General features: G+C 47.4%; 18 protein-coding genes. 8 read left to right on the top strand and 10 right to left on the bottom strand.

Annotated elements, in window-relative coordinates; all coding sequences use genetic code 11:
* Nucleotides 1-185 precede the first annotated feature (185 nt).
* The 4 genes from AB0L18_RS13720 to AB0L18_RS13705 form a co-directional block, all read right to left on the bottom strand.
* Nucleotides 186-926: an acyl-CoA desaturase gene (locus AB0L18_RS13720; RefSeq protein ID WP_367387869.1), complete on the bottom strand. Its 741-nt coding sequence runs from the start codon at nt 924-926 to the stop codon at nt 186-188.
* A 60-nt stretch (nt 927-986) separates the two neighbouring features.
* Nucleotides 987-1,595, bottom strand: a complete 609-nt coding sequence (locus tag AB0L18_RS13715) for a sigma-70 family RNA polymerase sigma factor (RefSeq protein ID WP_367387868.1) — start codon at nt 1,593-1,595, stop codon at nt 987-989.
* A gap of 323 nt (nt 1,596-1,918) precedes the next feature.
* A complete protein-coding gene (locus AB0L18_RS13710; protein WP_367387867.1) occupies nt 1,919-2,773 on the bottom strand; it encodes a hypothetical protein in 855 nt (284 codons plus the stop codon).
* A gap of 134 nt (nt 2,774-2,907) precedes the next feature.
* A complete protein-coding gene (locus tag AB0L18_RS13705; protein WP_367387866.1) occupies nt 2,908-5,223 on the bottom strand; it encodes a T9SS type A sorting domain-containing protein in 2,316 nt (771 codons plus the stop codon).
* 480 nt (nt 5,224-5,703) lie between these two features.
* On the opposite strand from AB0L18_RS13705, the gene murQ reads away from it, so the two are divergent.
* Both murQ and AB0L18_RS13695 read left to right on the top strand, forming a co-directional pair.
* Nucleotides 5,704-6,522: an N-acetylmuramic acid 6-phosphate etherase gene (murQ, locus tag AB0L18_RS13700; RefSeq protein ID WP_367387865.1), complete on the top strand. Its 819-nt coding sequence runs from the start codon at nt 5,704-5,706 to the stop codon at nt 6,520-6,522.
* Nucleotides 6,519-7,382: a hypothetical protein gene (locus AB0L18_RS13695; RefSeq protein ID WP_367387864.1), complete on the top strand. Its 864-nt coding sequence runs from the start codon at nt 6,519-6,521 to the stop codon at nt 7,380-7,382. The genes murQ and AB0L18_RS13695 overlap by 4 nt, the downstream gene beginning before the upstream one ends.
* A 186-nt stretch (nt 7,383-7,568) precedes the next feature.
* Here the strand turns inward: AB0L18_RS13695 and AB0L18_RS13690 are convergent, their stop codons facing one another.
* Together AB0L18_RS13690 and AB0L18_RS13685 are read right to left on the bottom strand one after the other, a co-directional pair.
* The gene (locus tag AB0L18_RS13690; RefSeq protein WP_367387863.1) at nt 7,569-8,879 is read right to left on the bottom strand and encodes a RagB/SusD family nutrient uptake outer membrane protein; all 1,311 of its coding nucleotides are present in this window, start codon (nt 8,877-8,879) and stop codon (nt 7,569-7,571) included.
* Nucleotides 8,880-8,918: 39 nt separating this feature from the next.
* On the bottom strand, nt 8,919-12,014 hold the full coding sequence (locus AB0L18_RS13685; protein WP_367387862.1) for a SusC/RagA family TonB-linked outer membrane protein: 3,096 nt from the start codon (nt 12,012-12,014) through the stop codon (nt 8,919-8,921).
* Nucleotides 12,015-12,398: 384 nt separating this feature from the next.
* On the opposite strand from AB0L18_RS13685, the gene AB0L18_RS13680 reads away from it, so the two are divergent.
* The 6 genes from AB0L18_RS13680 to AB0L18_RS13655 all read left to right on the top strand — a co-directional run bounded on the left by AB0L18_RS13680 (nt 12,399) and on the right by AB0L18_RS13655 (nt 17,462).
* On the top strand, nt 12,399-13,148 hold the full coding sequence (locus AB0L18_RS13680; RefSeq protein WP_367387861.1) for a DeoR/GlpR family DNA-binding transcription regulator: 750 nt from the start codon (nt 12,399-12,401) through the stop codon (nt 13,146-13,148).
* A 38-nt stretch (nt 13,149-13,186) separates the two neighbouring features.
* Complete coding sequence (locus AB0L18_RS13675; RefSeq protein WP_367387860.1) at nt 13,187-13,393, top strand: hypothetical protein; 207 nt, start codon at nt 13,187-13,189, stop codon at nt 13,391-13,393.
* A 208-nt stretch (nt 13,394-13,601) separates the two neighbouring features.
* Nucleotides 13,602-14,744: a DegT/DnrJ/EryC1/StrS family aminotransferase gene (locus AB0L18_RS13670; RefSeq protein ID WP_367387859.1), complete on the top strand. Its 1,143-nt coding sequence runs from the start codon at nt 13,602-13,604 to the stop codon at nt 14,742-14,744.
* 10 nt (nt 14,745-14,754) lie between these two features.
* Nucleotides 14,755-15,333, top strand: coding sequence for an acyltransferase (locus AB0L18_RS13665; protein WP_367387858.1), 579 nt, complete (start codon nt 14,755-14,757; stop codon nt 15,331-15,333).
* Between the two features lie 567 nt (nt 15,334-15,900).
* Entirely contained in the window at nt 15,901-16,212 is a 312-nt protein-coding gene (locus AB0L18_RS13660; protein ID WP_367387857.1) for an ArsR/SmtB family transcription factor, read from the top strand.
* 107 nt (nt 16,213-16,319) lie between these two features.
* A complete protein-coding gene (locus AB0L18_RS13655) occupies nt 16,320-17,462 on the top strand; it encodes a glycoside hydrolase family 3 N-terminal domain-containing protein (RefSeq protein WP_367387856.1) in 1,143 nt (380 codons plus the stop codon).
* 244 nt (nt 17,463-17,706) lie between these two features.
* Here AB0L18_RS13655 and AB0L18_RS13650 read toward each other — a convergent pair whose 3' ends face one another.
* The 4 genes from AB0L18_RS13650 to AB0L18_RS13635 form a co-directional block, all read right to left on the bottom strand.
* Nucleotides 17,707-18,648 (bottom strand): OmpA family protein, encoded by a 942-nt coding sequence (locus AB0L18_RS13650; protein WP_367387855.1) that lies wholly within the window; start codon nt 18,646-18,648, stop codon nt 17,707-17,709.
* 168 nt (nt 18,649-18,816) lie between these two features.
* Complete coding sequence (locus tag AB0L18_RS13645) at nt 18,817-19,563, bottom strand: head GIN domain-containing protein (RefSeq protein WP_367387854.1); 747 nt, start codon at nt 19,561-19,563, stop codon at nt 18,817-18,819.
* Nucleotides 19,564-19,781: 218 nt separating this feature from the next.
* On the bottom strand, nt 19,782-20,393 hold the full coding sequence (locus AB0L18_RS13640) for a hypothetical protein (protein ID WP_367387853.1): 612 nt from the start codon (nt 20,391-20,393) through the stop codon (nt 19,782-19,784).
* Between the two features lie 125 nt (nt 20,394-20,518).
* The gene (locus tag AB0L18_RS13635; protein ID WP_367387852.1) at nt 20,519-22,009 is read right to left on the bottom strand and encodes a hypothetical protein; all 1,491 of its coding nucleotides are present in this window, start codon (nt 22,007-22,009) and stop codon (nt 20,519-20,521) included.
* Between the last annotated feature and the right edge of the window lie 14 nt (nt 22,010-22,023).

Below are 22,023 nucleotides of genomic sequence, written 5' to 3'. Positions count from 1 at the left end.
GTGAAAATATTCGCGAATCGTTGGAAAAAATGGAATAAGTTATTTCCGTCAAATTTACTAAGTCGTTTTATTGCATCTTTTCGTGATGTGATTTACCACATAGGAGACACAGAGAAAAATCTTTCCTCCAACTCCACGAAATTATTGAGCTATGCGCCTATGTGGTAAACCGGCATCATCTCCTGCTAGGCCCGGACCTTTTTCAGTTTGATGATCTTCAACTTATCCAATAGCCGGATGATGAAGTAGGTAGGGTCGATCTCATGCCAACGGATGCCGCCAAAATTGGCGCGATTGCCGTGCATGTGGTGGTTATTGTGATAGCTCTCGCCCATCATCAGGAAATCAACGGGAAGGAAGTTTTTTGAGGTGTTCTTTAATGGGAAATTGACGTAGCCGTATTTGTGTGCAAACCAATTGACGATAGCGCCGTGAATGGGCGATAGCATGAATTGCACCGGAAGCAACAACCACAGCCACCATATATCGGCGTAGAAAAAGTAAACAGCTACGTAGATGGCACCCCACATGATACGAGAGGCGGCAGAACGTGCAAACTTATCAAAGGCCAACCACTGAGGAACCTCTTTGGTAAACTGCTTGTCGACCTCCATTTGCCCCTTGTTTATTTGGGAGTAAATGGTTTTGGTTTTCCACATCATCTTGAAGATCGACTCATCGTGGGTAGGCGAATGCGGGTCCTGCTCGGTGTCAGCGAAGGCATGGTGCATGCGGTGCATAATGCCGTATCCGTAGGCACTCAGGTAGTTGGAGCCCTGGAAGATCCAGGTGAGTACGAAAAAAACACGTTCCCATGCTTTGGACATGGTAAACATTTGATGGGAGGCATACCGGTGCAGGAAGAAGGTTTGGAAAAATAGCGAGGTATACCAGTGGATAATAAAAAACGGAATGATGACTTCCATGAGTTGTTTGTTTGTCTTTCATCTTAAGACAATACGAAATCAACTTTGTGACAAAGAGGGCTACTTTTCTTCCGGGAAAAGATCCGCGTAGAGGTCGCTGATGAAGGGAGCGAGGTGACCTTTCTGGCAGGCATTCTTGAAACTTTCAAAGAGGTGTAACTGTGGCAGTGAGATACTTAGTTTTGGCCGATCAGGGTTTTTTAATTTTTCCTTAGCGCGAGAGACGATCTTGCGGCAGTTATCTGCCTTTCGATCAAAGATCAGTTGCAAGTCTTCGTAATCCAAATTGAACATTTCTCGCAGCACAAAGACACCCCGCTCGATGGGTTCTAATTTGCGATACAGAAATGCCCAAGCTTCCAGCAGCTGATTTTCTACATCGAAAAGGGTGAGTGTTTTTTCTGCCTCCTGGTCTTCCAGTACTTCCTGAAGTTCATTCAGTGGCAAGCTCTTCTTTCGTTTGCGGGCATTGATAATATTGAGGCAGGCATTGGTCACCATGCGCACCAGGTAGGCCTTGATGTTCTCTACCTTGGTGGTATCAATAGTCAACCACTTCAGAAAAGTGTCGTGTACAGCATCCTCTGCGTCCTTTATCGACCCGAGCATTTGGAAGGCAATAGATTGTAAGGTCGATTGATAAACAGCAATCACTTGAGTTTGTGTCACAAGACTAGTAGTTTGGGAATAGACGATGGCTACCTCCGCTTAAAAATTCAAAGATACCAACAAGTGAATATTTTGGCGTGACCAAATTCACTTCAGCAGGTACCTATAGCGACAAATCTATCCTTTAACAGTTTGGGGGGGATATCTGTTTAAGGCTGAGAATGAATTTCTGTTTTGGGAAACATCAACTTGTACTTATTTCTGTTTATCTAACTACTATTTTTTCTACTTGTTCAACATTACCTGAAACAATAGAGACCAGATAGAAACCACTCTCTAAAAGCTCTAAATCAATTTATTTACGCCAACTCAATCCCCCACTCTCACAAACACTCCTTCACCCGCCGCTTAAATTCCTCGCCACGCACCAGGCGCAGGTAAGCATCTCTATTGTACTCTGACTGATTCTGCTGGTCTTGACGGTAGAATTTGGCCAGGCCAGCCGCACCTTCCAAAGCCAAAGCCAATTGGAGCTGACACAATACCTGGCGGGAGCTTATTTCGGGATGGAGCTCGGCGTGGACGGCCATTGTCAGCTGAAAATAGCGCTCCAGCTGGGCGGGTACAAGGTTGTGCCAATCAATGAAAACCAAATCGGTATCCGTAGGGGCATAACGAGCGCTAAACTGGTCGCCCACCGCTAGCGGGAAACCCAGGGGCGAGCGGTCGCCCAATTGGGGTAGAACGATTTCTTCGACCTCATTGTCTACCCGATAATTGGCATACCATCGATTTTGCTTTTGGAAAATACTCACCTGGGTATCTACTCCCCTGCCTTCTGCCAAGCCCGCCAATAGGGTCGCCTCGTGAGCAGGAGCGCGAAAGTGTAGAAAAGCAAAAATGATACCGATAAATACCACTAAACCTATCCCGGCAAAGATGCTCCTGCGGTCACTTTTCTTACTCTCTTCCCGACGGCGATTATGAGGACTATCGATCTCTTCGTTATGCACCATTTCATACGAATAGGTGCCATTTTTCTGTTCAATAATCTTGACTTCAAAAAGCTCTTCATCCAGGAAAAAGGAATAGTCTTTAGATGCTTTCACCCCAAAATCGACCAACATCACTTTGTTGTTACAATGTACCATCAGGTGACCACTGTCTTCCCCGTGGTACAAGCCAACGAGGTAGGTTTTTCCACCATAGCCAGGAACCGTCCATTGTAATTGTGCCAAAATCAGTACTTTTTATTTCATAACACAAAGTCTACCAAAAAGATACACTTCAATGGATAAAATCAGAAAGCAGCTCCGGAAAAATTCCGAAACTGCTTTCTAAGTTTAACATCAAGATAGGCTTTGTCGAGCCTTTAGTTCTTTATCAACTTGAGTACCTTAGGCTGGGCACCTTGCTCAAGGAGCTGTACCAGGTACAAACCTGCGGGATACCCCGTAGTCTCCAAATCCATCTTGCGGGTACCCGCTGGGAGGATATGCGTGGCGACCAATTGCTGTGCACTGTTGTAAATTCTCACCTCTGCCTCTTGCGCTAGTTCCGCACCCAAGCTGAGGATAGTAGCACCTGCCGAGGGGTTGGGATAAACCGTAGCAAAGTTGGTAGAGGTCGCTTGCAAAGAAGTAGTATGCTCATCTTCTGTAAAACAATTCCCATTGATGGTCACTTGCCCGCTGAAGGTGCCGGAGCAATCCTCTTCGGTGATGGTCACCGCATAGTCAAGGTAGCCGCCACCGATGAAGGTCACCTGCACTTGGTTTCCGCTGGTGGTATTGACAGTAACAGGACCGGTGAAGCTCCAACTCACATTAGCATTAGGGGCAATATTGCTAACACTATACGTTTGGGTTTGCCCAAAACAGCCTAAACTTGGATGCTCAATAACAGGGTCAATCTCATCACCCACGGTAATGACGACCGTATTAGACTCCAGGTATACACAACCATCGTTGGCCGTGCGTACACAGCGGATAAAATAAGTAGTTTCGTTGAGCGGACCAGGAGAATAGCTGGAACTATTGCTATTGGGAATAGGGTACCAGAAGTTCGGACTGAAAGGACCACCTGTAGAGTTGGTCATCCAGATGTACTCCAATGGGCCACTGCCACCACTAGGGGCATCGATCTCCCCTAAGGTCATTGGTGTATTTCCGGGAGCACACAGGTACTGGTCGAAACCGATCATACCAGGATAGGTAATGTTATCAGGGCAAGTTTCTGTTGTTGGTACCAAACCATTAATAATGCCAAAGCATCCGTTGCCATCTGTCACGGTCACACTGTAGGTTCCAGAAGTATATCCCGTAGCAATGGAGCTGGTTTCGCCATTGCTCCAGGCATAGGTGTAAGGAGGGGTACCACCTGAGCCGCTGGCTTGTAGGTTGCCACCCGCCAATTCGGTCACACTAGCCACCACCTGGGTGCCACCTGCGATGGTAACGCTGCCCGTGACGGCACAACTCCCCGCATCCGTTACGGTATAACTGTACTCACCCGGGGCCAGGTTGTTGATCGTTGGCGTAGTAGCACCATTGCTCCAGAGGTAAGAAATTGGGTCTACACCGTTGGTCACCAATAAGCTGGCACTACCCTCATTGGCACTAGAACAATCAGGTGCGCTAGCCGTAACGGAAGCTTCTACGAAAGAACGGAAAATACACACCAGGCCTGTGGTACTGGTACAACCTTCACTATCGGTTACCGTGTAAAAATACATTCCGGGAGCAAGGTTTTCAATAGCAGCGGTAGTAGCGCCGTTGCTCCATTCATAAGTATATGGTGGGGTACCTCCGTTCGCGAATATCTCCGCACGACCATTGTCTTCCCCGAAACAAGCGTACTGGTAAGTAAAGTACGTCCAGACGGGAGCGGGTTGCTGCACGGCAAAACCTCCCATGCCGGTACACCCCTGGCTGTCCGTCACCGTATAGTTATAACCACCAGCAGCCAAACCTCCGATTTCTTGGGTGGTTGCACCATTGCTCCATTGATAAGTGTAAGGAGCGATACCGCCGCTGGGCGTCAAAAACGCAGAACCTTCCGACTCTCCGTAGCAAGTATTGTTCCTTACGGTAACATTACCTAAAATAGGATTATTTGACAATACCGAAACACTACCAATACGGGTACAGCCTTGGCTGTCGGTAATAGTGTAGCTGAAGGGGCCAGAAGCCAAACCCGCAATAGTAGCCGAGGTAGCGCCGTTGCTCCAATTGTAGCTATAAGGAGGCGTACCACCACTGGGGTTAAGGCTCAGCGATCCGTTGGTATCAAAGCGACATTCATTGTTTATCCTGGTCAGATTGGCCTGAATACTCGTAGGCTGCCCTACGTAAATATTACTGTTAACGCTGCAACCTTCCGCATCTGTAATGGTATATTGATAGTTGCCGGCAGTAAGGTTGCTGATGGTGGTGCCAGTAGCACCATTGCTCCAGTTGATGGTGTAAGGCGCTACACCACCGGTAGGTGCTACACTTGCCGTTCCATCTTCCCCGAGGAAACAGGAGTTAATGGTATTGCTTGCGTTAGGTTGAATGGGGCAAAAAAATGATTCCGCCTTTAGATTTGTAAAGGAGAACAGTACAATTCCAGTAATTACTGTCCATAAGATGAGCAGATCTTCACGCAGGAAGATAGTGCCAGACTGCTGTCGTAGTCCGTGTTGCATAGTGTTTAGTTTAGTGTTTCAAAGTTAAATAGACAACCACCTCGAGAGTACTGACGAAACCTCAAATTAGAGGACAGCCAGCCTAACGAAAAGTCGTTTGCAGCAAAAAGCAGGAATTGTGTTTTGTTTGGGAAGCAAGCCCTAAAAGGATTTGCTCTTAGACCATTTGAAGTTTAAAAACCGGATGGCTTTCTTCCTTCAAATTAACCTTTCTAGGGGGGGAAGACTTTTAGAGGGAATCTCAATGTCGTAAAGTACGATCAATTAACTAGAAACAAAAATATGAATAATTTTCATCAATTGAAAATTATTCTTTGAGCCTAGCATTTATTTTGGCAAGGCCTGCAATTTATCTGCAAAAAAGCGCTCTAGCTTTGAGCAAATCGCCATTAAAAATGCATTTTTGCAATATTATGCAAGAATTAATGCCATAATTATCCAATTTTAATTATTTTTAAGAGAATTATTCTGCCCAACGCCATGAAAAAAATAACCGAAGCTACCAGTGAATATCGGCATCTGGAACGCATGAGCGTCAAGGAGCTTCTGGTTAATATTAACAAAGAAGATCAAACGGTACCTGCTGCGGTAGAACGCGCGATTCCCCAAATTGAACCACTGGTCATCGCCACAGTAGAGCGCCTGCAAGAAGGAGGCCGCTTGTTTTATATCGGTGCTGGCACCAGTGGCCGACTAGGCATCCTTGATGCTAGTGAATGTCCCCCTACCTACGGCGTCCCTGACAATCTGGTCATTGGGTTGATCGCAGGCGGAGATACTGCCATCCGTAATGCCGTAGAAGCAGCAGAAGACAGCCCTTCCCAAGCCTGGACAGACCTGAGCACTCATTTTGTCGACGAGCACGACATGGTCATAGGTATTGCCGCCTCTGGCACGACCCCTTACGTCGTTGAGGGCTTGGCCCGTTGCCGGGAAAACGGTATCGCGACTGGCTGTATCACTTGCAATCCCGGAGCTCCCATCACTCGACATGCCGATTACCCCGTAGAAGTTGTCGTCGGCCCGGAATTTGTTACTGGCAGCACCCGTATGAAGGCTGGCACAGCCCAAAAGCTGGTATTAAATATGATCAGCACCAGCGTGATGGTCCGCTTGGGCCGTGTCCTGGATAACAAGATGATCGATATGTTGCTCAGCAATGAAAAATTAATTGACAGAGGGGCAGGTATGTTGGTCCAGGCACTAAAGCTTCCCTATGAGGAAGCTCGCACCTTGCTTTTGGCATCCGGTAGTGTTCGGCAAGCCATGGAAACCTATCACAGTATCTCTAAATCGTGAAAAACTTCCTCCTGCTAGAAAGCGGTGCAACCAAGCTGTCTTGGGTATTGGCCTCTTCCACGACTGTTCTTTGCCAAGGGGAGGTGTCTGGATTGCACCCCTTCCTGAGTGGAGCCGAAGAATGGCAGCAAAATTTACAAGCAATTGGTGACCAGCTTCGTGATTACTCCCCAGTACGAGAGGTCTTTTATTATGGCACAGGTTGTTCCCAAGACGAAGGGCAAGTCCTGGTGCGCAAATATTTCGCAGCATTTAGCCCTTCTCTTCCCAGTCCTTTGGTAGCTACCGATTTATTAGCAGCTGCGCGGGCACTTTGCCAACAAGAAGCTGGTATAGTAGGCATTCTGGGCACAGGCTCTAATGCGGCCCGCTACGATGGAACAAAAATTGCAGATCAGCGCGGTGGATTCGGCTACGTACTCGGTGATGAAGCTAGCGGTGCTAATCTCGGAAAAATCCTACTGCAGGCATTTCTTCAAGAACAGTTGCCTGAGTATATTCAAAAAGATTTACAAGAAACACATCAGCTAAGCAAAGGTGCCATTATCAGTACCGTTTACCAAACGGCGAACCCCAGTAGGTACTTGGCTCAGTTTGCTCCAGCACTGAAACGATGGCTTCCTGAAAGTAGCTCACTTCAAGAAAAAGTGGCCGCTGAATTTGGGCAATTTACCGATTTATACTTATTGCCATTGATAGCAGAAACCGATCATAATGAAGTGGCTTTTACGGGTTCGATCGCCGTTCAATTTCGGCCCTACCTCGAGGAAGCATTGCGGCGAAGAGGTCTTGCGATCAAGGCTATCATCACACCTCCACTACCAGCGCTGGTAACTTATCATCAAACCTTACTGTATTAAGTACTTAGCACTAGGTACTCAGATGGAACACCCTTTTTAATTTAAGTCCAAACCCAATCCCAAGTACAGTGAGCTTACATCAGGTGCAAAAAAAACGCCCCACTCAAAGAGCGGGGCATTCAAATGGATTATAGAACAATCACTAGACCAAAAGTAGTAAGGTAAGACTTGCTTACCCTACTGCTTTTAAATCTCAGGATCAGGAGGGGTATTGGGGTTATTATCCCGCTCGGAGAACGGATAAGGGTACCAGTTTCTATTTCTTTCCGGATTAGCATCATTGGGGCCAGCGCGATTGAAGCGCTTGCTATCGCCTAAACGCATTCCAGACATCATCATTTCCATACAGCGGTTGGCGTAGATGGCTGCCAATACATCCGCCTGTGTCTCTGGACCACTATAGGCTGGCAATCCGGCGCCTATCCCAAAGGCATCATCACCAGGCTGCTTGGTCAGTACCTGATTAAGGGCACTGATGGCATCCGTCAGTTGGTTCTGGCGAGCGTAAGCCTCTGCTTTGATCAGCAACATCTCCCCAGGCAGATAAATCGGAATGCCGTCTTTGTTGTCATCAAAGAAGGCTGCGGCCTGGAAATCGTTCATCGCGGGATTCAAATCCTGAAAATAGAAAGCCAGGCGCTGATCAGCTGGATCAGGTTGCAGGGCTGCGGGCAAGCCTAAAGTCAAATCCACCGGTTGATAAACATTGTTGGTCAGGATCGACACAAAAGCAATGGGGTTGGTACTCACGTCATCGTAAGTATAGGTAGAAGTAACGCTCAGATCCACCGCATTGGCAGCTGTGATCGCATCACCATACCGGCCGTCGAGCAAGTAATAGCGTGCCAGTAGTGCTTGTATCGTATTGGGAATATCAATATCTGCGGGAATGCGATCCTTAAGTCCTCCATCATCCGTGGTGAGGATATCACGCGCTTTCTCCAAAGAGGAAATGGCTGCTTTGATGGCAGCTTCCCGACTGGAAAAAGTAGCATTTTCTTCCGTTTCCAAAGTCACCTGCTCAAAGAAGTCGGCCATCGTTCCGTTGGCCAGTGCCTGAAAAATGGAAGCATAAGCAATGGTCCAGGCCCTTGTGTTCGCATCAGGTATAACATCCGCATTGGCAATTACCTTATCGGTTTCGTTGCGAGTCAACAAGCACTGCTCCCAAATATTGGTAACAATGGCATTGCTCCCCGGAAGGTCCGCATACCCCAACGATACTTCGTTTTCGGCCGTGTTACCAGGGTTGATGAGACGAAGTTCTCCCGTCGAAAAGCCTGCACCGGCGACCATGGCATAAACCGGGCTTTGCCGCCCCACCGAAAAGCGTCGCTGAGCACCGGATGCCAAGCCAATGACCCCATCAGGGGTACTCAACACCTGCGATTCTGTAGCAGCACCGGGATTGGTAAAATCCTTTTCACAGGCTGCAAAAGTTAGCAAACTAAGCAGTAAAACACCCGAGTGTCTTAGATATATTTTTAGACGATTCATATCGTAATATTTTTAATTCTTTGACAATTTATGCAGTTCCTAAAAGTTGGTCTTCAGGGTTACCGTATAGACGCGTGGAATAGGCACCTGACCGAAGTTGACACCGCGCAGCAGGTTGCTCTGTCCACCAGCATTCACTTCAGGGTCAAAGCTGGTGAAGTTGTCAAAGGAGAAGAGGTTTCTTCCTCCTATCGTGAGTACGGTATTGTTTAGGGCACCATCGAATAATTTATCAAAGGTGTAACTTAGGGTAATCTCCCGTAGTTTGGTGAAGGAACCATCGCTGATCCTCCATTCCTCGATTGGATAGATCGACCATATCCAACCACGGGGCAGCTCGCCACTTAGTTCCTGCTCGGCAAACTCACCAATACCAACCCCTTGGCGGGTACGCTTATCAGCATCAAAAACATCAACTCCCTGCACCGATTCGAACAAGAAGCCGAAGCTAAACTTACCGACATTAACTTGCGAACCAAAGCCCAGGATAAAATCAGGGTTAGGGTCGCCGATCACACGACGGAGAACATCACCGGTTGGTTGGCCATCAGCATTGCGGCTAGGCGTATTGGTGGTTACATCGCCTCGCTCTTGCTGACGCAAACCACCTGTTGTTAACAACATACTTCCATCAGCATTGGTAGCTTGGTAGGTACCATAGAAAACGCCAATGGGCTGCCCTTCTACCAAGAAGATAGGAGCCCCGGTGACATTGGGGATCGTAATCAAGGTTTGGCCAAGGTTGAAGACTTTGTTACGGTTGCGGCTAAAGTTGGCGAAGACATCCCAACTGACTTTGCTCGTCCGAACTGGAGTGGCTGTCAGGGCAATTTCCAAGCCCTTGTTTTCCATGTTGCCGACGTTGGTCGTGATGGCTTTTCCACCCTGCGAAGCAGGAAGTACGCGATTCACCAACAGATCTTCGATATCCTGCTGGTAATAAGTAGCCGAAAGACCAACCCGATCATTGAACAGCGATAAATCGGCACCAATCTCCAATTCGGTCTGGCGTTCTGGCTTTACATCGGGGTTGGCGAGGGTATTACTGGCATTGATGGTGAGGTCGCCACCAAGGTTACCTGTTGTAAAGTTATTGAACCGATCATAAGGGCCGATACCCGTAAGGTTACCAGCTTGTCCCCATGAAGCCCGTAGGCGGAAAGTAGAAATGGCGTTGCTGATACCGCTGCCCTGCCAGAAGTCTTCGTCAGAGATCAGGTAACTACCACTCACTTTAGGATAAAACTGGTTGCGGTTGTCCGGACTGAAAGAACTCGCTCCATCCACACGGCCTGCAAGGGTCAGGAACAAGCGATCTTTGAGGCTGAACGTCTGCTGTAGGTAGTAACCCCAAATTTGCAAACGATCAATATTGGATCTTGGCGCAAAAGGAGTGGCCGCACCATTCACGGTTTCTACAAAAGGTGCCAATGCTCGGCCATCAGCCACTGTGTATTGGTTTTTGGCAAACTGTGAAGAAAAGCCAAACTGCGTAGTAGAGCTAATATTGTCGGTCAAAATAGTGGTATAGGCACCATTGATATCATGGTTCATTTGGAATACCTGATTGGTCGCCGTTGAGGCATAACCATCATCGAAAAAGCTCGGATTGACCCCGCTGTAGGGATAAGGACGAATAAAGGTATTCCCCAACTGATTATACGTATCGGTTCCAGCAAGGTAAGTCAAGCTAAACCCTTCAAAAGGGAAAATAGAAACCTTTACATCGGCAATAGCACGGTTAACCTCCTGGTTAATATCAAAATCTTCGATAACACTCAAAGGGTTAATACGCGTAGGTTCTGCGGCTTGCAGATTACCCAACTCATCCCGCTGGGTGATATCATAGATGTTGTTGGTAATATTGATCGCATTGACCGGGCTCCAAAACACGTTACCATCAGGCTTCTCATTGGAATAGGAATTATTGTAATTCAAGCCCATTGAGATACTCATCCAGCTATTGACCGTTTGGTTGTAGCGCAAACGAGCACCGTAGCGACGAAAATCGGTATTACGAACAATACCTTCATTGAACGTATAATTCAGGGCAGCGTAATAGTTGGACGTTTCATTACCACCTTTGACTGCTAGATGCTGGTCGGTACCCATTCCTGTATCAAAGATTTCGTCTTGATAATCATAACGGGTCACTGGTACTTTATCGGTAGAGAAATTGGCACCTACCGTAAGGCCACCAGTGGTAGGATTGGTACCGGCGATGGGGTACAAGCGTTGGGTTGCGCTACCAAACTGCTCACCCCGGAGGTTGATATACACTTTCTCCCGAATTTGGTTGACATTCAGGCCGGAGCTGAGGGTAATTTGTGGCTTACCCGTTTTTCCCTTTTTGGTCGTAATCAGTACCACTCCATTAGAGGCCCGCGATCCGTAGATAGCAGCGGCAGCAGCACCATTGATAATTTCAACACTTTCAATATCATTGGGATTTAAATCCGCGATCCGGTTGGTACCCGGCTGTGCGGCGCCTGCACTGACATTGGTGTTGGTGACATTAGAGGTGGAAGCACTAATAACGACTCCATCCACAATATATAGAGGATCAGAGCTACCAAGAATGGTACTAGAACCACGCAAGCGTACCGAAAAACCACCGGCAGGATCACCAGAGTTTTGTACAATCTGGGCACCTGCTACTCTACCCTGTAAAGAGCTGAGTACCCCTTGGGGGTTGGCATTGGTGAGTTGTTCGGCCTTGACGGAGGTAATTGAATTTCCTAAAGATCGCCGACTTGAGGTAACGGAAGAACCGATAACCACCACTTCGTCCATCCTCAGCACGTCAGTGCCCAGGCTGACATCCAAGTTAAATGTCTGTCCAGCACGCGTGACTTCTACTTTCTCAGCAACGGCGGAAAAACCGACGTAGGAATACTGAACTTCGTAGGTCGCAGCTGGACCACTGGCCTCGACGGTGTACGTCCCGTCTACATCCGTAATAGATCCCGCACCTAAAGAAGGAATAAGGACAGTTACCCCAATTAATGGGGTTTCGGTTTCATCAACGACCGTACCACTGACGGTGAAGTTGAGATTTTGCGCTTGTAGCGCAAAGCCGACCAATAGACAACATAGTGCCGGCAGCAAACGGTGTAAAGTGTAAGATTTTTGCATAGCCTCCAATTTTTGTATCTCTTTCGGGGGCTAACCTGCAAAAGCTGAAAAAATTTGATGCTTAATAAAAGGTCCACATCGTGTTGAGTGTTGGCAAAAGTAGGACAGCTTACGCTACAGGTTAGGCGATAGAATTCGTATACGTTTGGTTAGGATTGTAATTTAATGCAGCGAAATAAGACCAAGTGTGCAACTTAGTGCTTATTTCATTGCATATTTAAGCAAAATTTCCCGACTTATTGCCAGAACAGGCTAAATAAATTGCAAATTATTGCAATAAAAAAGACCTCAATTTCGCAAAACTGCTGTTATTGCTAATATTATGCGTCTTTATGCAATATTTCAGCCAGCGATTCATCCCGCTTCATTACAAAAGAGAACCCTATGCTCAAAAAAGAAAGACAGGCATTGATTTTAAGGGAAGTAAATATTCACAACAAGGTTTTACTGAGTGACCTCAGCGAAAAGTTTACCGTTTCTGAAGATACCATCCGCAGAGACTTGCAGGAGTTGGCCAGTAGAAACAAGTTGATCAAAGTCAGGGGTGGTGCACTTTCTCGTTCTTACCACTCCTACTCCTATCGGGAAAATGATATTTATGCCTACCAGGAAAAGACCGTTATAGCACGTAAAGCCATCAGCATGCTCCGCGATGGTATGCTGGTGCTCATAAGTGGAGGAAGTACCAATAAGGAAATTGCCAGAATTCTCCCCCCTGAGTTGAAGGTGACCTTCTTGACGATGAGTTTATCTACTGCTCAGCAATTGCTGGAGCACCCCAATTGTGAGACCATCTTCCTGGGTGGACTTTTGTCACCTACCGCAAAGGTGAGTATCGGCGGAGAGGTCATCAGCCAATTACAACAACTGCGACCAGACATCTGCTTTATGGGAGCCAATGCCATTGACCCAGAACACGGGCTAACAGATTCTGACTGGGAGGTAGTGGTAGTCAAAAGAGCAATGCTAAAAGCAGCTGCCAAAACAGTGGTGCTGGCAATAGCCGAAAAACTGGGAAGTACACAAAAGATACAAATTTGTGAGCTCAACGCCATCGACTACCTACTCACGGAGTTGCACCCCGAACATGATGATCTTCGTAGTTACCGCGAGCGAGGGGTAAAGGTCGTATAACCGATGCTCTGCTGACACAAAGATACGGGCTGCTACCGATGGCCTCGATCACACACATGATCTATGGAAAAGGAGGACTGGCCTTTCATAAAAACCTGACCAGTATTTCGATCAATTTTCCGTTCGTAACTGGGACATTGCTTACAGGTATAGATAATCCAATTATCTTCTTGATGGACTTGGCAATGATGGACACTTTGCAGTGCTGTTTCAGCGATGGGGAATACCACTTGCATATTAAATAGTATGTTCAATTGGGAATTGTGCCAGGGTTTAGGGTGGTAGGCACCAAAGGTCTAAATACTAGCTCATCAGGCACCAAGCAGTTATATGTTTTTTCCTTATACGTAAGCTTATCGCTGAGGTTTCATCCCATCGTCATTTTTTCACAGGAGATCATTGGCGGTGGAAATCTGTGCACAAAATTTCCCCACAAGCACTTATCTTTGCGGCATGAATACGACAACTCCTACCATCCACATGGTTGATTTGAAGACGCAATATGAAAAATTGCAGTCTGAGATCGACCAGCAAGTCATTGACGTTATCCGTTCTGGTGCTTTTATTAACGGCCCGGCAGTCAAACAATTCCAATCGGATCTTGAGGATTACCTTGGTGTAAAACACGTTATTCCTTGTGCCAATGGCACCGATGCGCTTCAGATTGCGCTGATGGCCCTGGGGCTGCAGCCCGGTGACGAAGTAATTGTTCCGGCCTTCACCTACGTGGCTACGGCCGAGGTGATTGCGCTGTTGCACCTGAAACCGGTGATGGTGGATGTTGATCCACTGACCTTTAATGTCACGGCAGCACTCGTTGAGGCAGCGATTACCGATAAGACCAAAGCCATCGTACCGGTGCATCTTTTCGGGCAGAGCTGTGATATGGCGCCTATTTTGGAGTTGGCAAAAAAGCACAATTTATATATCGTAGAAGACAATGCACAGGCCATTGGTGCGCGCTACACTTTTCCTGATGGGAAGGTAAAAGCCGCTGGGGCCCTGGGTGATATTGGTTGTACTTCTTTTTATCCTTCCAAGAACCTTGGCGCATACGGCGATGGCGGTGCCATCTACACCGATAATGACGAACTGGCTGCCAAGCTGCGTACGGTGGCCAACCATGGTCAAAACCGTCGTTATTACCACGACGAAGTTGGTGTCAATTCCCGTCTTGATTCTATCCAAGCTGCTATTTTGGGGATCAAACTTAAGCACCTTGACAGCTACAATGCCACTCGGAAGGCAGCTGCGGATTATTACGACAATGCCTTTGCCGAAGTAGCAGCATTGATTACACCAGCGCGCCAGGCGAATAGCACACACGTTTACCATCAATACACGCTGCGGGTGACCAACGGCAAGCGCGATGAACTACAGGCTTACCTGCAAGAACAGGGCGTACCCAGTATGATCTACTACCCAGTACCGCTGTACGAACAGAAAGCTTACCAGGGAACAGCAGCCAACAAGATCGATTTTCTGCCTGTTACTGATCTGCTTTGCAAAGAAGTGATCAGCCTACCCATGCACAGTGAGCTGCATGAAGACACCCTCGAATACATCTGTTCGAAGGTAAAAGCATTTTTTGCTTAAAAAGAAGACCATGAGTGCAATCTTCTATGCTCACCCTAGTGCAATCATTGACGAGGGAGCACAAATTGGCGCAGGCAGTAAAATCTGGCATTTTTGTCATTTGATGTCCGGTGCCATTATTGGTGGAGGTTGCTCTTTGGGACAAAACGTGTTTGTCGCCAACAAAGTAAAGCTGGGGCGTAATGTAAAGGTGCAAAACAATGTTAGCCTTTACGAGGGCGTCTTCTGTGAGGATGATGTTTTTATTGGCCCTAGTGCCGTATTCACCAACGTCATCAATCCACGCTCAGGCGTAGAACGCAAGCACGAATACCGGCCAACTATTTTACGCAAAGGCGTCAGTATTGGTGCCAACGCGACCATTGTTTGCGGCGTCACCTTGGGCACTTATGCTTTTGTGGGCGCGGGCAGCGTGGTCACCAAAGATGTACCACCCTATGCTTTAGTAGTCGGCAATCCGGCCCGGCAGACGGGTTGGATGAGTGCCCACGGTGCACGGTTGGTATTTGATGAACAAGGATATGCTGTTTGCCTCGAAAGCGGAGAGAAGTATGTCATGCGGGACGGATTGGTAGAGCGGGAAGGTTGATTTTTTTTGGTTAGATCTACCTTTGAATCAAGCTCCTTAATGTTTTAACCAGTTAACCAATCTTTTGGTGTAAGAACAAGCCACGAACAGCGACCCACATTTTAACCAATTAACCAATCTTTTGGTGCAAGAACAAGCCACGAACAGGCTCCACACATTTTAACCAGTTAACCAATCTTTTGGTGTAAGAACAAGCCACGAACAGGCTCCACACGTTTTAACCAGTTAACCAATCTTTTGGTGTAAGAACAAGCCACGAACAGGCTCCACACGTTTTAACCAATTAACCAGTCTTTTGGTGTAAAAACAAGCCACGAACAGTGCCCCACACGTTTTAACCAGTTAACCAGTCTTTTGGTGTAAGAACAAGCCACGAACAGGCTCCACACGTTTTAACCAATTAACCAGTCTTTTGGTGTAAAAACAAGCCACGAACAGTGCCCCACACGTTTTAACCAGTTAACCAGTCTTTTAGTGCAAAGAAAGCTGAGCTCCTCCAAATAAAAACAAAAAATATATTTTTTAAAAAATAAAAACATTTTATTACCTTGCAGTAAAAACAGCATTATGCCACAAAACAAAAGCTTTCTCTTCCCCACTACCGAACAGGAAATTTCTCAGTATGCCCAAGCTTTAGCTCATCCTGCCAGACTAGAAATTATTGACCTTTTAGGCAGGTATGAATTCTTAATGCACAAGGAAATCATTGAATTTATACCTCTTTCACCCAATAGCGTAAGCCAGCACCTCAAGACCTTATGTAATGTGCAGATCCTGGTCAAAGACACTTTCGCTGGTGTTGTGGGTTACCGAGTAAATGACATAGGCTGGCAATCTGCCAAAAACAGTCTGAAAACTTATTTCTCAAAAGTAGGCTAGCTACTTCCAGAAGTACCTTATCTTACTGCTTACTAGACCAGTTAAATTCACATCATTATTCCTTCGGCGTTGGCTTTCACCCCAGCGTCACAACAAACTGGCTGACTATGCAAAAGTATTCACTGCTTCTTTTCCTGACAGGTATATTCCTTACTACTTCCTGCCAACCTACAGCTGCTCCGTCTGCTTCTACTCAAGAGACTACCACCGAAATAACGGATGCCATGCTCGGGCAACTGATCATGCAGGGTTTTAGAGGTCTGGAAATCGACAGCGTAAGTCCGGTCATTAAAGACCAACTGGCAAAAGGAGAGATCGGCAACATCATTCTCTTTGATTACGATGTAGGCCTCAAACGGTACGGCCGCAATATTGCGTCTCCCACTCAGGTTCGTCAATTATTAGCAGATTTGCAGGCCTTAGCGCCGGGCTTATTGCTCACAGCCATCGATCAGGAAGGTGGACGTGTAACCCGTTTAAGACCCGTTTATGGTTTCCCCGAAATTGCCGCAGCGCAAGATATGGGCGCACTAGCAGCTACCGATTCCACCACTTATTACGCTACCCAAAATGCGGCTAACCTGAAAAACCTGGGCTTCAATGTCAACTTCGCGCCGGTGGTCGACCTCAACGTCAATCCAGAAAATCCGGTCATTGGTAAAATCAAGCGAAGTTTTGGGGCCGCTACTGACCAGGTCGTGCTACATGCCCGCGCCTGGATTGCCCCTCATGCCGAGGCAGGCATTCTTTCGGTGCTCAAGCACTTTCCCGGACACGGAAGTTCTCAAAGCGATTCCCACAAAGGGTTCACTGATGTGACCACCACCTGGACGCCCGAAGAATTGGCCCCTTTTGAACAACTGCTCGCTTCGGAAACGGCGACAGCAGTCATGACCGCCCACGTCTTCAACCGCAGTATCGACTCCCTCTATCCCGCTACCCTATCGCCGCGCTATATCCAGGGCATGCTCCGGGATTCCTTCCAGTACGATGGTGTCGTATTTTCTGATGACCTGCAAATGAACGCAGTCAATAAACTTTACGATTTTGAGACGATCATCAAACAATCCATGCTCGCAGGCGTAGATATGCTCGTTTTTGGCAACAATCTCGAAGATTACGACGAGACCCTCGCCCGCCGTACCATTACCACACTCCGCAAACTGCTGGATAACGGAGAGATTCCCGCCGAACGCATCCTGCAATCCTACGAGCGGGTCAAAAAACTTAAAGCGCAATTGGCTCAATAGTCCTTCAGCTGTACTTATTTGCGGAAATCACCAATCGTTAAATTTGTATTAATACGGGCTATATAATTGGAAGTTGGGGTTTGCCGCCCAGTTCAACTCCTTTTTCAATGGTGACAAACAATCTGGCGTTACAGCTTTTGCAGCTTACAGGTGGTAAGGAGTATTTTTTCACCACATAACCACATAGAGCTATTAAAAAGGATGTGGTTATGTGATGAAAAATCCGTACTTCAATAGCGATCCTCTACTCCCCGATCAAATCATACAACCCTTCCAGTTTAGGGGTCAGGATGATTTCGGTGCGGCGGTTTTGGGCTTTACCAGCTGCCGTGGTGTTGGCTGCTATGGGGTAATATTGTCCTCTTCCGGCAGCGATGATCCGTTCAGCGGCGACACCATTGGTGGTCAATTCTTTCACTACGGTCGTTGCTCTCCCTACGCTGAGATCCCAATTGAAAGCCGCATCACCATCCGTATCGGTATGCCCTTCTACGGTAATGTTGATGTCCTTATTTGCTTTGAGAACGGTGGCTAACTGGGCAATGGCTTGTTTTCCTTGCGCATTGATCGTCTTACTTCCGGAAGCAAATAATAGGTTTTGACTCAGAGAGACGTATACCTTACCGTTTTTTTCTCTCACGGTAAGATCCGCTTCAGAAAATCCGAGCAAAGCCTGGTTGACCCTTTCACGGATGGTCCGCAGGCGGGCTTCTTTGTCGGCAATTGCTTTCTCCAATTCGGCTACTCTGGTCTCGCGGGCGACGAGTTCTTGCTGCAGGCGCTGTAGCTCTCTCTGACGCTGATCCAGCTCTTGTTCTTTTTCATTTAGGCGGGCCGTTAGTGTCGCATTTTCGTCTCCGGCTGCCGCCAAGGTCGTCCGGTTCTGCTCAAGGATGCGATCATACCGGGCGAGTAAATCACGATTGGTGGCATCCAACTCTGCATAACGCTGGCGAGAACGCTCCAAGTCGATGGCCAATTGTTGGCGCTGCTCCTGCTCAGCGGTAAGTTGGCTCTGTAGCTTTGCGGATTGATTTCGGTAAGTTTCTAAATCCGTTTCCGTTTCACCTAAGCGCTGAGAAAGGCGATTTTTGGCCGCTTCAAGGTCCGTATATTTTTGTTGAGAAACACAGCTGGTCAAGAAAATGAGCAGCAGCATATTCAGGAATAACAAGGAATTACGCATAATTAAAATGGTTGTTCAAGGGTAAATGAATCATTAGCCTCTTTAACGTATTCCTACCTACCTTAGGTTCGTTGCCCCATCATTCTTTTCGACAAAAAAAAGCCCTTTCTACTTTCGCAGAAAGGGCATACATACGTTACTGAATTATTACACCATTGTATTTGTTGGTTAATTAGCATCAATGACTTCACCGCTGCCCGTAATCGACACATCCAGCAAGGGTTGGCCTTTGTAATAGACATCTCCACTACCGGTGATACGAACATCCAGGCGGTCTTCCAGCCGAACTTCAGCATCGCCACTACCCGAAATATTGATGTTCCCCTCCCGTGCAGCGAGGTTAAAGGCCCGCAAATCGCCACTGCCGGTGATATTCAAACCTAGGTCATCAGCTACGCCTTCCAGGAAGACTTTTCCAGAACCGGAAATATCTACCTCTATATCATCCGCTTCCAGTGCAATGTCTATTTCACCAGACCCAGAAATGCGCAACTCAATATCTCCACCGACAAAAGTATTGGTACTGATAATTTTACCCGAACCACTGACTTTGATCTCATTCAGGTCTGGAACGGTGATGTAAAAAGTGAGGTTATCCACATCGCGAACACAATCGTTGGTTCGAATGGTCCAGATACCACTGCTGCTCACATCCAAATCTAGTTCATCAAAAATATCGGACTTTCCTTCGACGGTAACCAATTGGTCTGGCCCTTGGGTGATCTCAACACGGGCATCCATTGCCAATGTAATACCGGAAAACGCCAGTAAATCAAGATCAATAGAGGTAATCGGGCCGTCTGCGTCAATGCAACCAAAAAGGCCATCATCATCGTTGATATCTACAAAACAACCGGTAAAAAAGAAGCTACTCGTTAGCAGCAGTGTGAAAAGAAATTTAATGTTATTCATCATTTTTGATTTTAAGGGTTAAGTATTGGGGTGCTCTTCCGACAAACCGGAATCGCGGAGGTGTTCGCTGCGCTCACGGTTGTGCTCTCCCGATGCTCGGGATCGCGGAGGTGCCGACTGCGTCCTCGAGGCTTCGGGACGAGCTTTAGCGAGCACTATACCCGTGATCCCGACCTTTCGTTGGGAGAGCACCAACGTGAGCGAAGCGAACAGATTGAGATCTACCAGTTAAAGCTCCGTCTCCGGCCAAACCAACCGAAACGCAAGGTGACACCTGCTATCGCGCCAGAAAAATCGTCTCCTGTAAAGCCGCGGTTTTCGTTTACGCCTGATACATAGCGATAGCCCACTGTTCCGGCCAGGCGAAACCAACGCGTAACGTTCAGTTCCAGGCCAATTTCTGGGGTAGCAACGAAAATTTTGTCAAGCTCTCGGTAAGGCGTGTTACCATTCAAATCAATGTTGATAGCTCCCCAACCTATGCGTGCACTGCCGTACATGTGTACTAAGTTGTGCGGCTGAAAAGTGCCTCCCAACCAGAAACCACCGTGGCCAATATCCAGTACATCTACGTCACCTTCATCGTAAAGCTGGTCGAAGTCTACACTGGCCAAACCGTAGCCACCAATAAAGAAGCTGTTGATCACCAGGGCACCACCGCCACCTACAGACGTACTGAGGTTGTTGCTCAAGCCGTATTCGGTGATGGGGCCGCCAAAGGCACCCACTACTCTGGCGTGGTTGAAAAGAGTTTCGTGTTGGGCCTGCAAGCCAAGCGTGGCGGTCCACAGTACCGCTAATAAAAGAAGCTGTTTTTGCATTAAATTTTTCATCTGTCGAGTGTATTTAAAAGTCTTTAGTTATTGTTTAAGCATAGCAGAGACCGTGCTTAGTCGTGTCTACTAAGCATCTGGCATGCTGCCAGCTGTGTGATTACATCCTTGATTTGAGTTAAGCCCTACATGCGGATACCCGCTGAAAAGCCGATCCAGCCTTGAAAATTCGTTGCTCCCTGCTGCTCATTCCACAGCGGGTTGATCGGAATACGTGAACCATAAGTATTGGTCGACGCATCGTATAATTGTGACCACATCATATTGAGTACCGGGCCAGCATAAAAGCTTATCCGGCCGTCCAACTGATAGTCGAAGGTTGTTCTAAATTGCCCCAGCAAATTCAGCTTGCTGGTCCAGGAGTCCATCTCATTGACGTGCATGGCTACCGCCTCAACGTTCAACAATACTTTCTTTCCTAAGCGGGGAGCTACACCAAAACCATAGCCAAAAGACCAACTGGTGTAAACTGCCTCCGAAGTGAGGTTATCCACTGTTGTTTGCTCCACAACATCCCAGCGCAAGCCAAGATGAACGATATTGTACAACTTACGTACACCAAATTTGGCCCCCAAATTGACGTACATATTTTCTGTAGCACCTACCTCTACCCGGTTGTAGCCATACTTCACGAAATTCAATAGCCCATAAGGTGCTTTGCCCGTTGTATCACATACATTCACTAAACCAACTTGCCGTTTTTCTACATAGCGGGCACGGTTGTAAAAACTGCTCACCTGATGCCCTACATCGCCTTTGGCCCAATTAAACGCGCCTGCCGTTTGGTTACCATGCAAATGGTGCCTGGAGATATTAAACAGGCCCGCTACTTGTGCCCCGGTCATACTATCCAGTACAATATTTCCTGCACCAGCAACCTGAGCCCCTTCAACTTTCCCCCCCGTATGGTTGATTAAGCCGGCCAATTGAGTACCGGTAACATTACCTCCTACCTGATTAACTGCTCCTGCCATCTGAAACCCGCGCATATCTTCCACCACGGAATTGGCCACTCCTCCAATTTCAAAACCATCGACGGCTTTGCTCGTTCCCCAGAATACGTTGACCGACACGTTGTTGGTCACCTCATTGCTCCGGTGGGTATTGGTACCAAAATAAGGTAGCAAGGAAATCTGCGCCAAGCGATGTGTTGCATCGTATTCCTCCATGGCCATTTCTCGCTGGTGGTTCTCCATGGCAATGGCAATGCGTTCCAGGTCTTCTTCTTCCAGCTTATTGCTCAACCATTGGTCACCGCCAGAAATTTGCTTAGGTCCCTGGGTGGGGATTGCCGTTATAGCTGGTGGTGTAGGGCGTGGCTCCTGGTACAAAGGCGTTTTCTGTCGGGGTTGAATTGCTTTGGTTTGAATTTGGCTCAATCGCCCAGGATCTGAGCGTAGCACAATTTGGTCACCGATAAAGGCATGCCTGATCGGGCTGGCCGCAAAAAGGTGATCCATCGCCTCCTGCACAGGCATCTTATTTGCCGTAGCATTGAGGTGATAATCCATCGGCAATCGGCTAGGGCTATAGGTAAAATTAAGATCAAAACGCTGCTCTAGATCCACGAGTGCTTCACCGAGCGTAGTTTCCTGGTAGTGGTAACTAACCTGCATACTCCCTTGTTGTG

It is taken from the genome of Lewinella sp. LCG006, from assembly GCF_040784935.1.
In the GTDB taxonomy this organism is placed as follows: Bacteria; Bacteroidota; Bacteroidia; order Chitinophagales; family Saprospiraceae; genus Lewinella.
Note: the sequence above shows the minus strand (reverse complement) of the source record. Positions and strands in the feature narration are given on the sequence as shown.

What these genes read in the sequence shown, in the direction of transcription:
- AB0L18_RS13720 (WP_367387869.1), bottom strand. Translation starts at nt 926, where the DNA reads ATGGAAGTCATCATTCCGTTTTTTATTATCCACTGGTATACCTCGCTA.
- AB0L18_RS13705 (WP_367387866.1), bottom strand. Translation starts at nt 5,223, where the DNA reads ATGCAACACGGACTACGACAGCAGTCTGGCACTATCTTCCTGCGTGAA.
- murQ (WP_367387865.1), top strand. Translation starts at nt 5,704, where the DNA reads ATGAAAAAAATAACCGAAGCTACCAGTGAATATCGGCATCTGGAACGC.
- AB0L18_RS13690 (WP_367387863.1), bottom strand. Translation starts at nt 8,879, where the DNA reads ATGAATCGTCTAAAAATATATCTAAGACACTCGGGTGTTTTACTGCTT.
- AB0L18_RS13685 (WP_367387862.1), bottom strand. Translation starts at nt 12,014, where the DNA reads ATGCAAAAATCTTACACTTTACACCGTTTGCTGCCGGCACTATGTTGT.
- AB0L18_RS13680 (WP_367387861.1), top strand. Translation starts at nt 12,399, where the DNA reads ATGCTCAAAAAAGAAAGACAGGCATTGATTTTAAGGGAAGTAAATATT.
- AB0L18_RS13675 (WP_367387860.1), top strand. Translation starts at nt 13,187, where the DNA reads ATGGCCTCGATCACACACATGATCTATGGAAAAGGAGGACTGGCCTTT.
- AB0L18_RS13670 (WP_367387859.1), top strand. Translation starts at nt 13,602, where the DNA reads ATGAATACGACAACTCCTACCATCCACATGGTTGATTTGAAGACGCAA.
- AB0L18_RS13665 (WP_367387858.1), top strand. Translation starts at nt 14,755, where the DNA reads ATGAGTGCAATCTTCTATGCTCACCCTAGTGCAATCATTGACGAGGGA.
- AB0L18_RS13660 (WP_367387857.1), top strand. Translation starts at nt 15,901, where the DNA reads ATGCCACAAAACAAAAGCTTTCTCTTCCCCACTACCGAACAGGAAATT.
- AB0L18_RS13655 (WP_367387856.1), top strand. Translation starts at nt 16,320, where the DNA reads ATGCAAAAGTATTCACTGCTTCTTTTCCTGACAGGTATATTCCTTACT.
- AB0L18_RS13650 (WP_367387855.1), bottom strand. Translation starts at nt 18,648, where the DNA reads ATGCGTAATTCCTTGTTATTCCTGAATATGCTGCTGCTCATTTTCTTG.
- AB0L18_RS13645 (WP_367387854.1), bottom strand. Translation starts at nt 19,563, where the DNA reads ATGATGAATAACATTAAATTTCTTTTCACACTGCTGCTAACGAGTAGC.
- AB0L18_RS13640 (WP_367387853.1), bottom strand. Translation starts at nt 20,393, where the DNA reads ATGAAAAATTTAATGCAAAAACAGCTTCTTTTATTAGCGGTACTGTGG.
- AB0L18_RS13635 (WP_367387852.1), bottom strand. Translation starts at nt 22,009, where the DNA reads ATGCAGGTTAGTTACCACTACCAGGAAACTACGCTCGGTGAAGCACTC.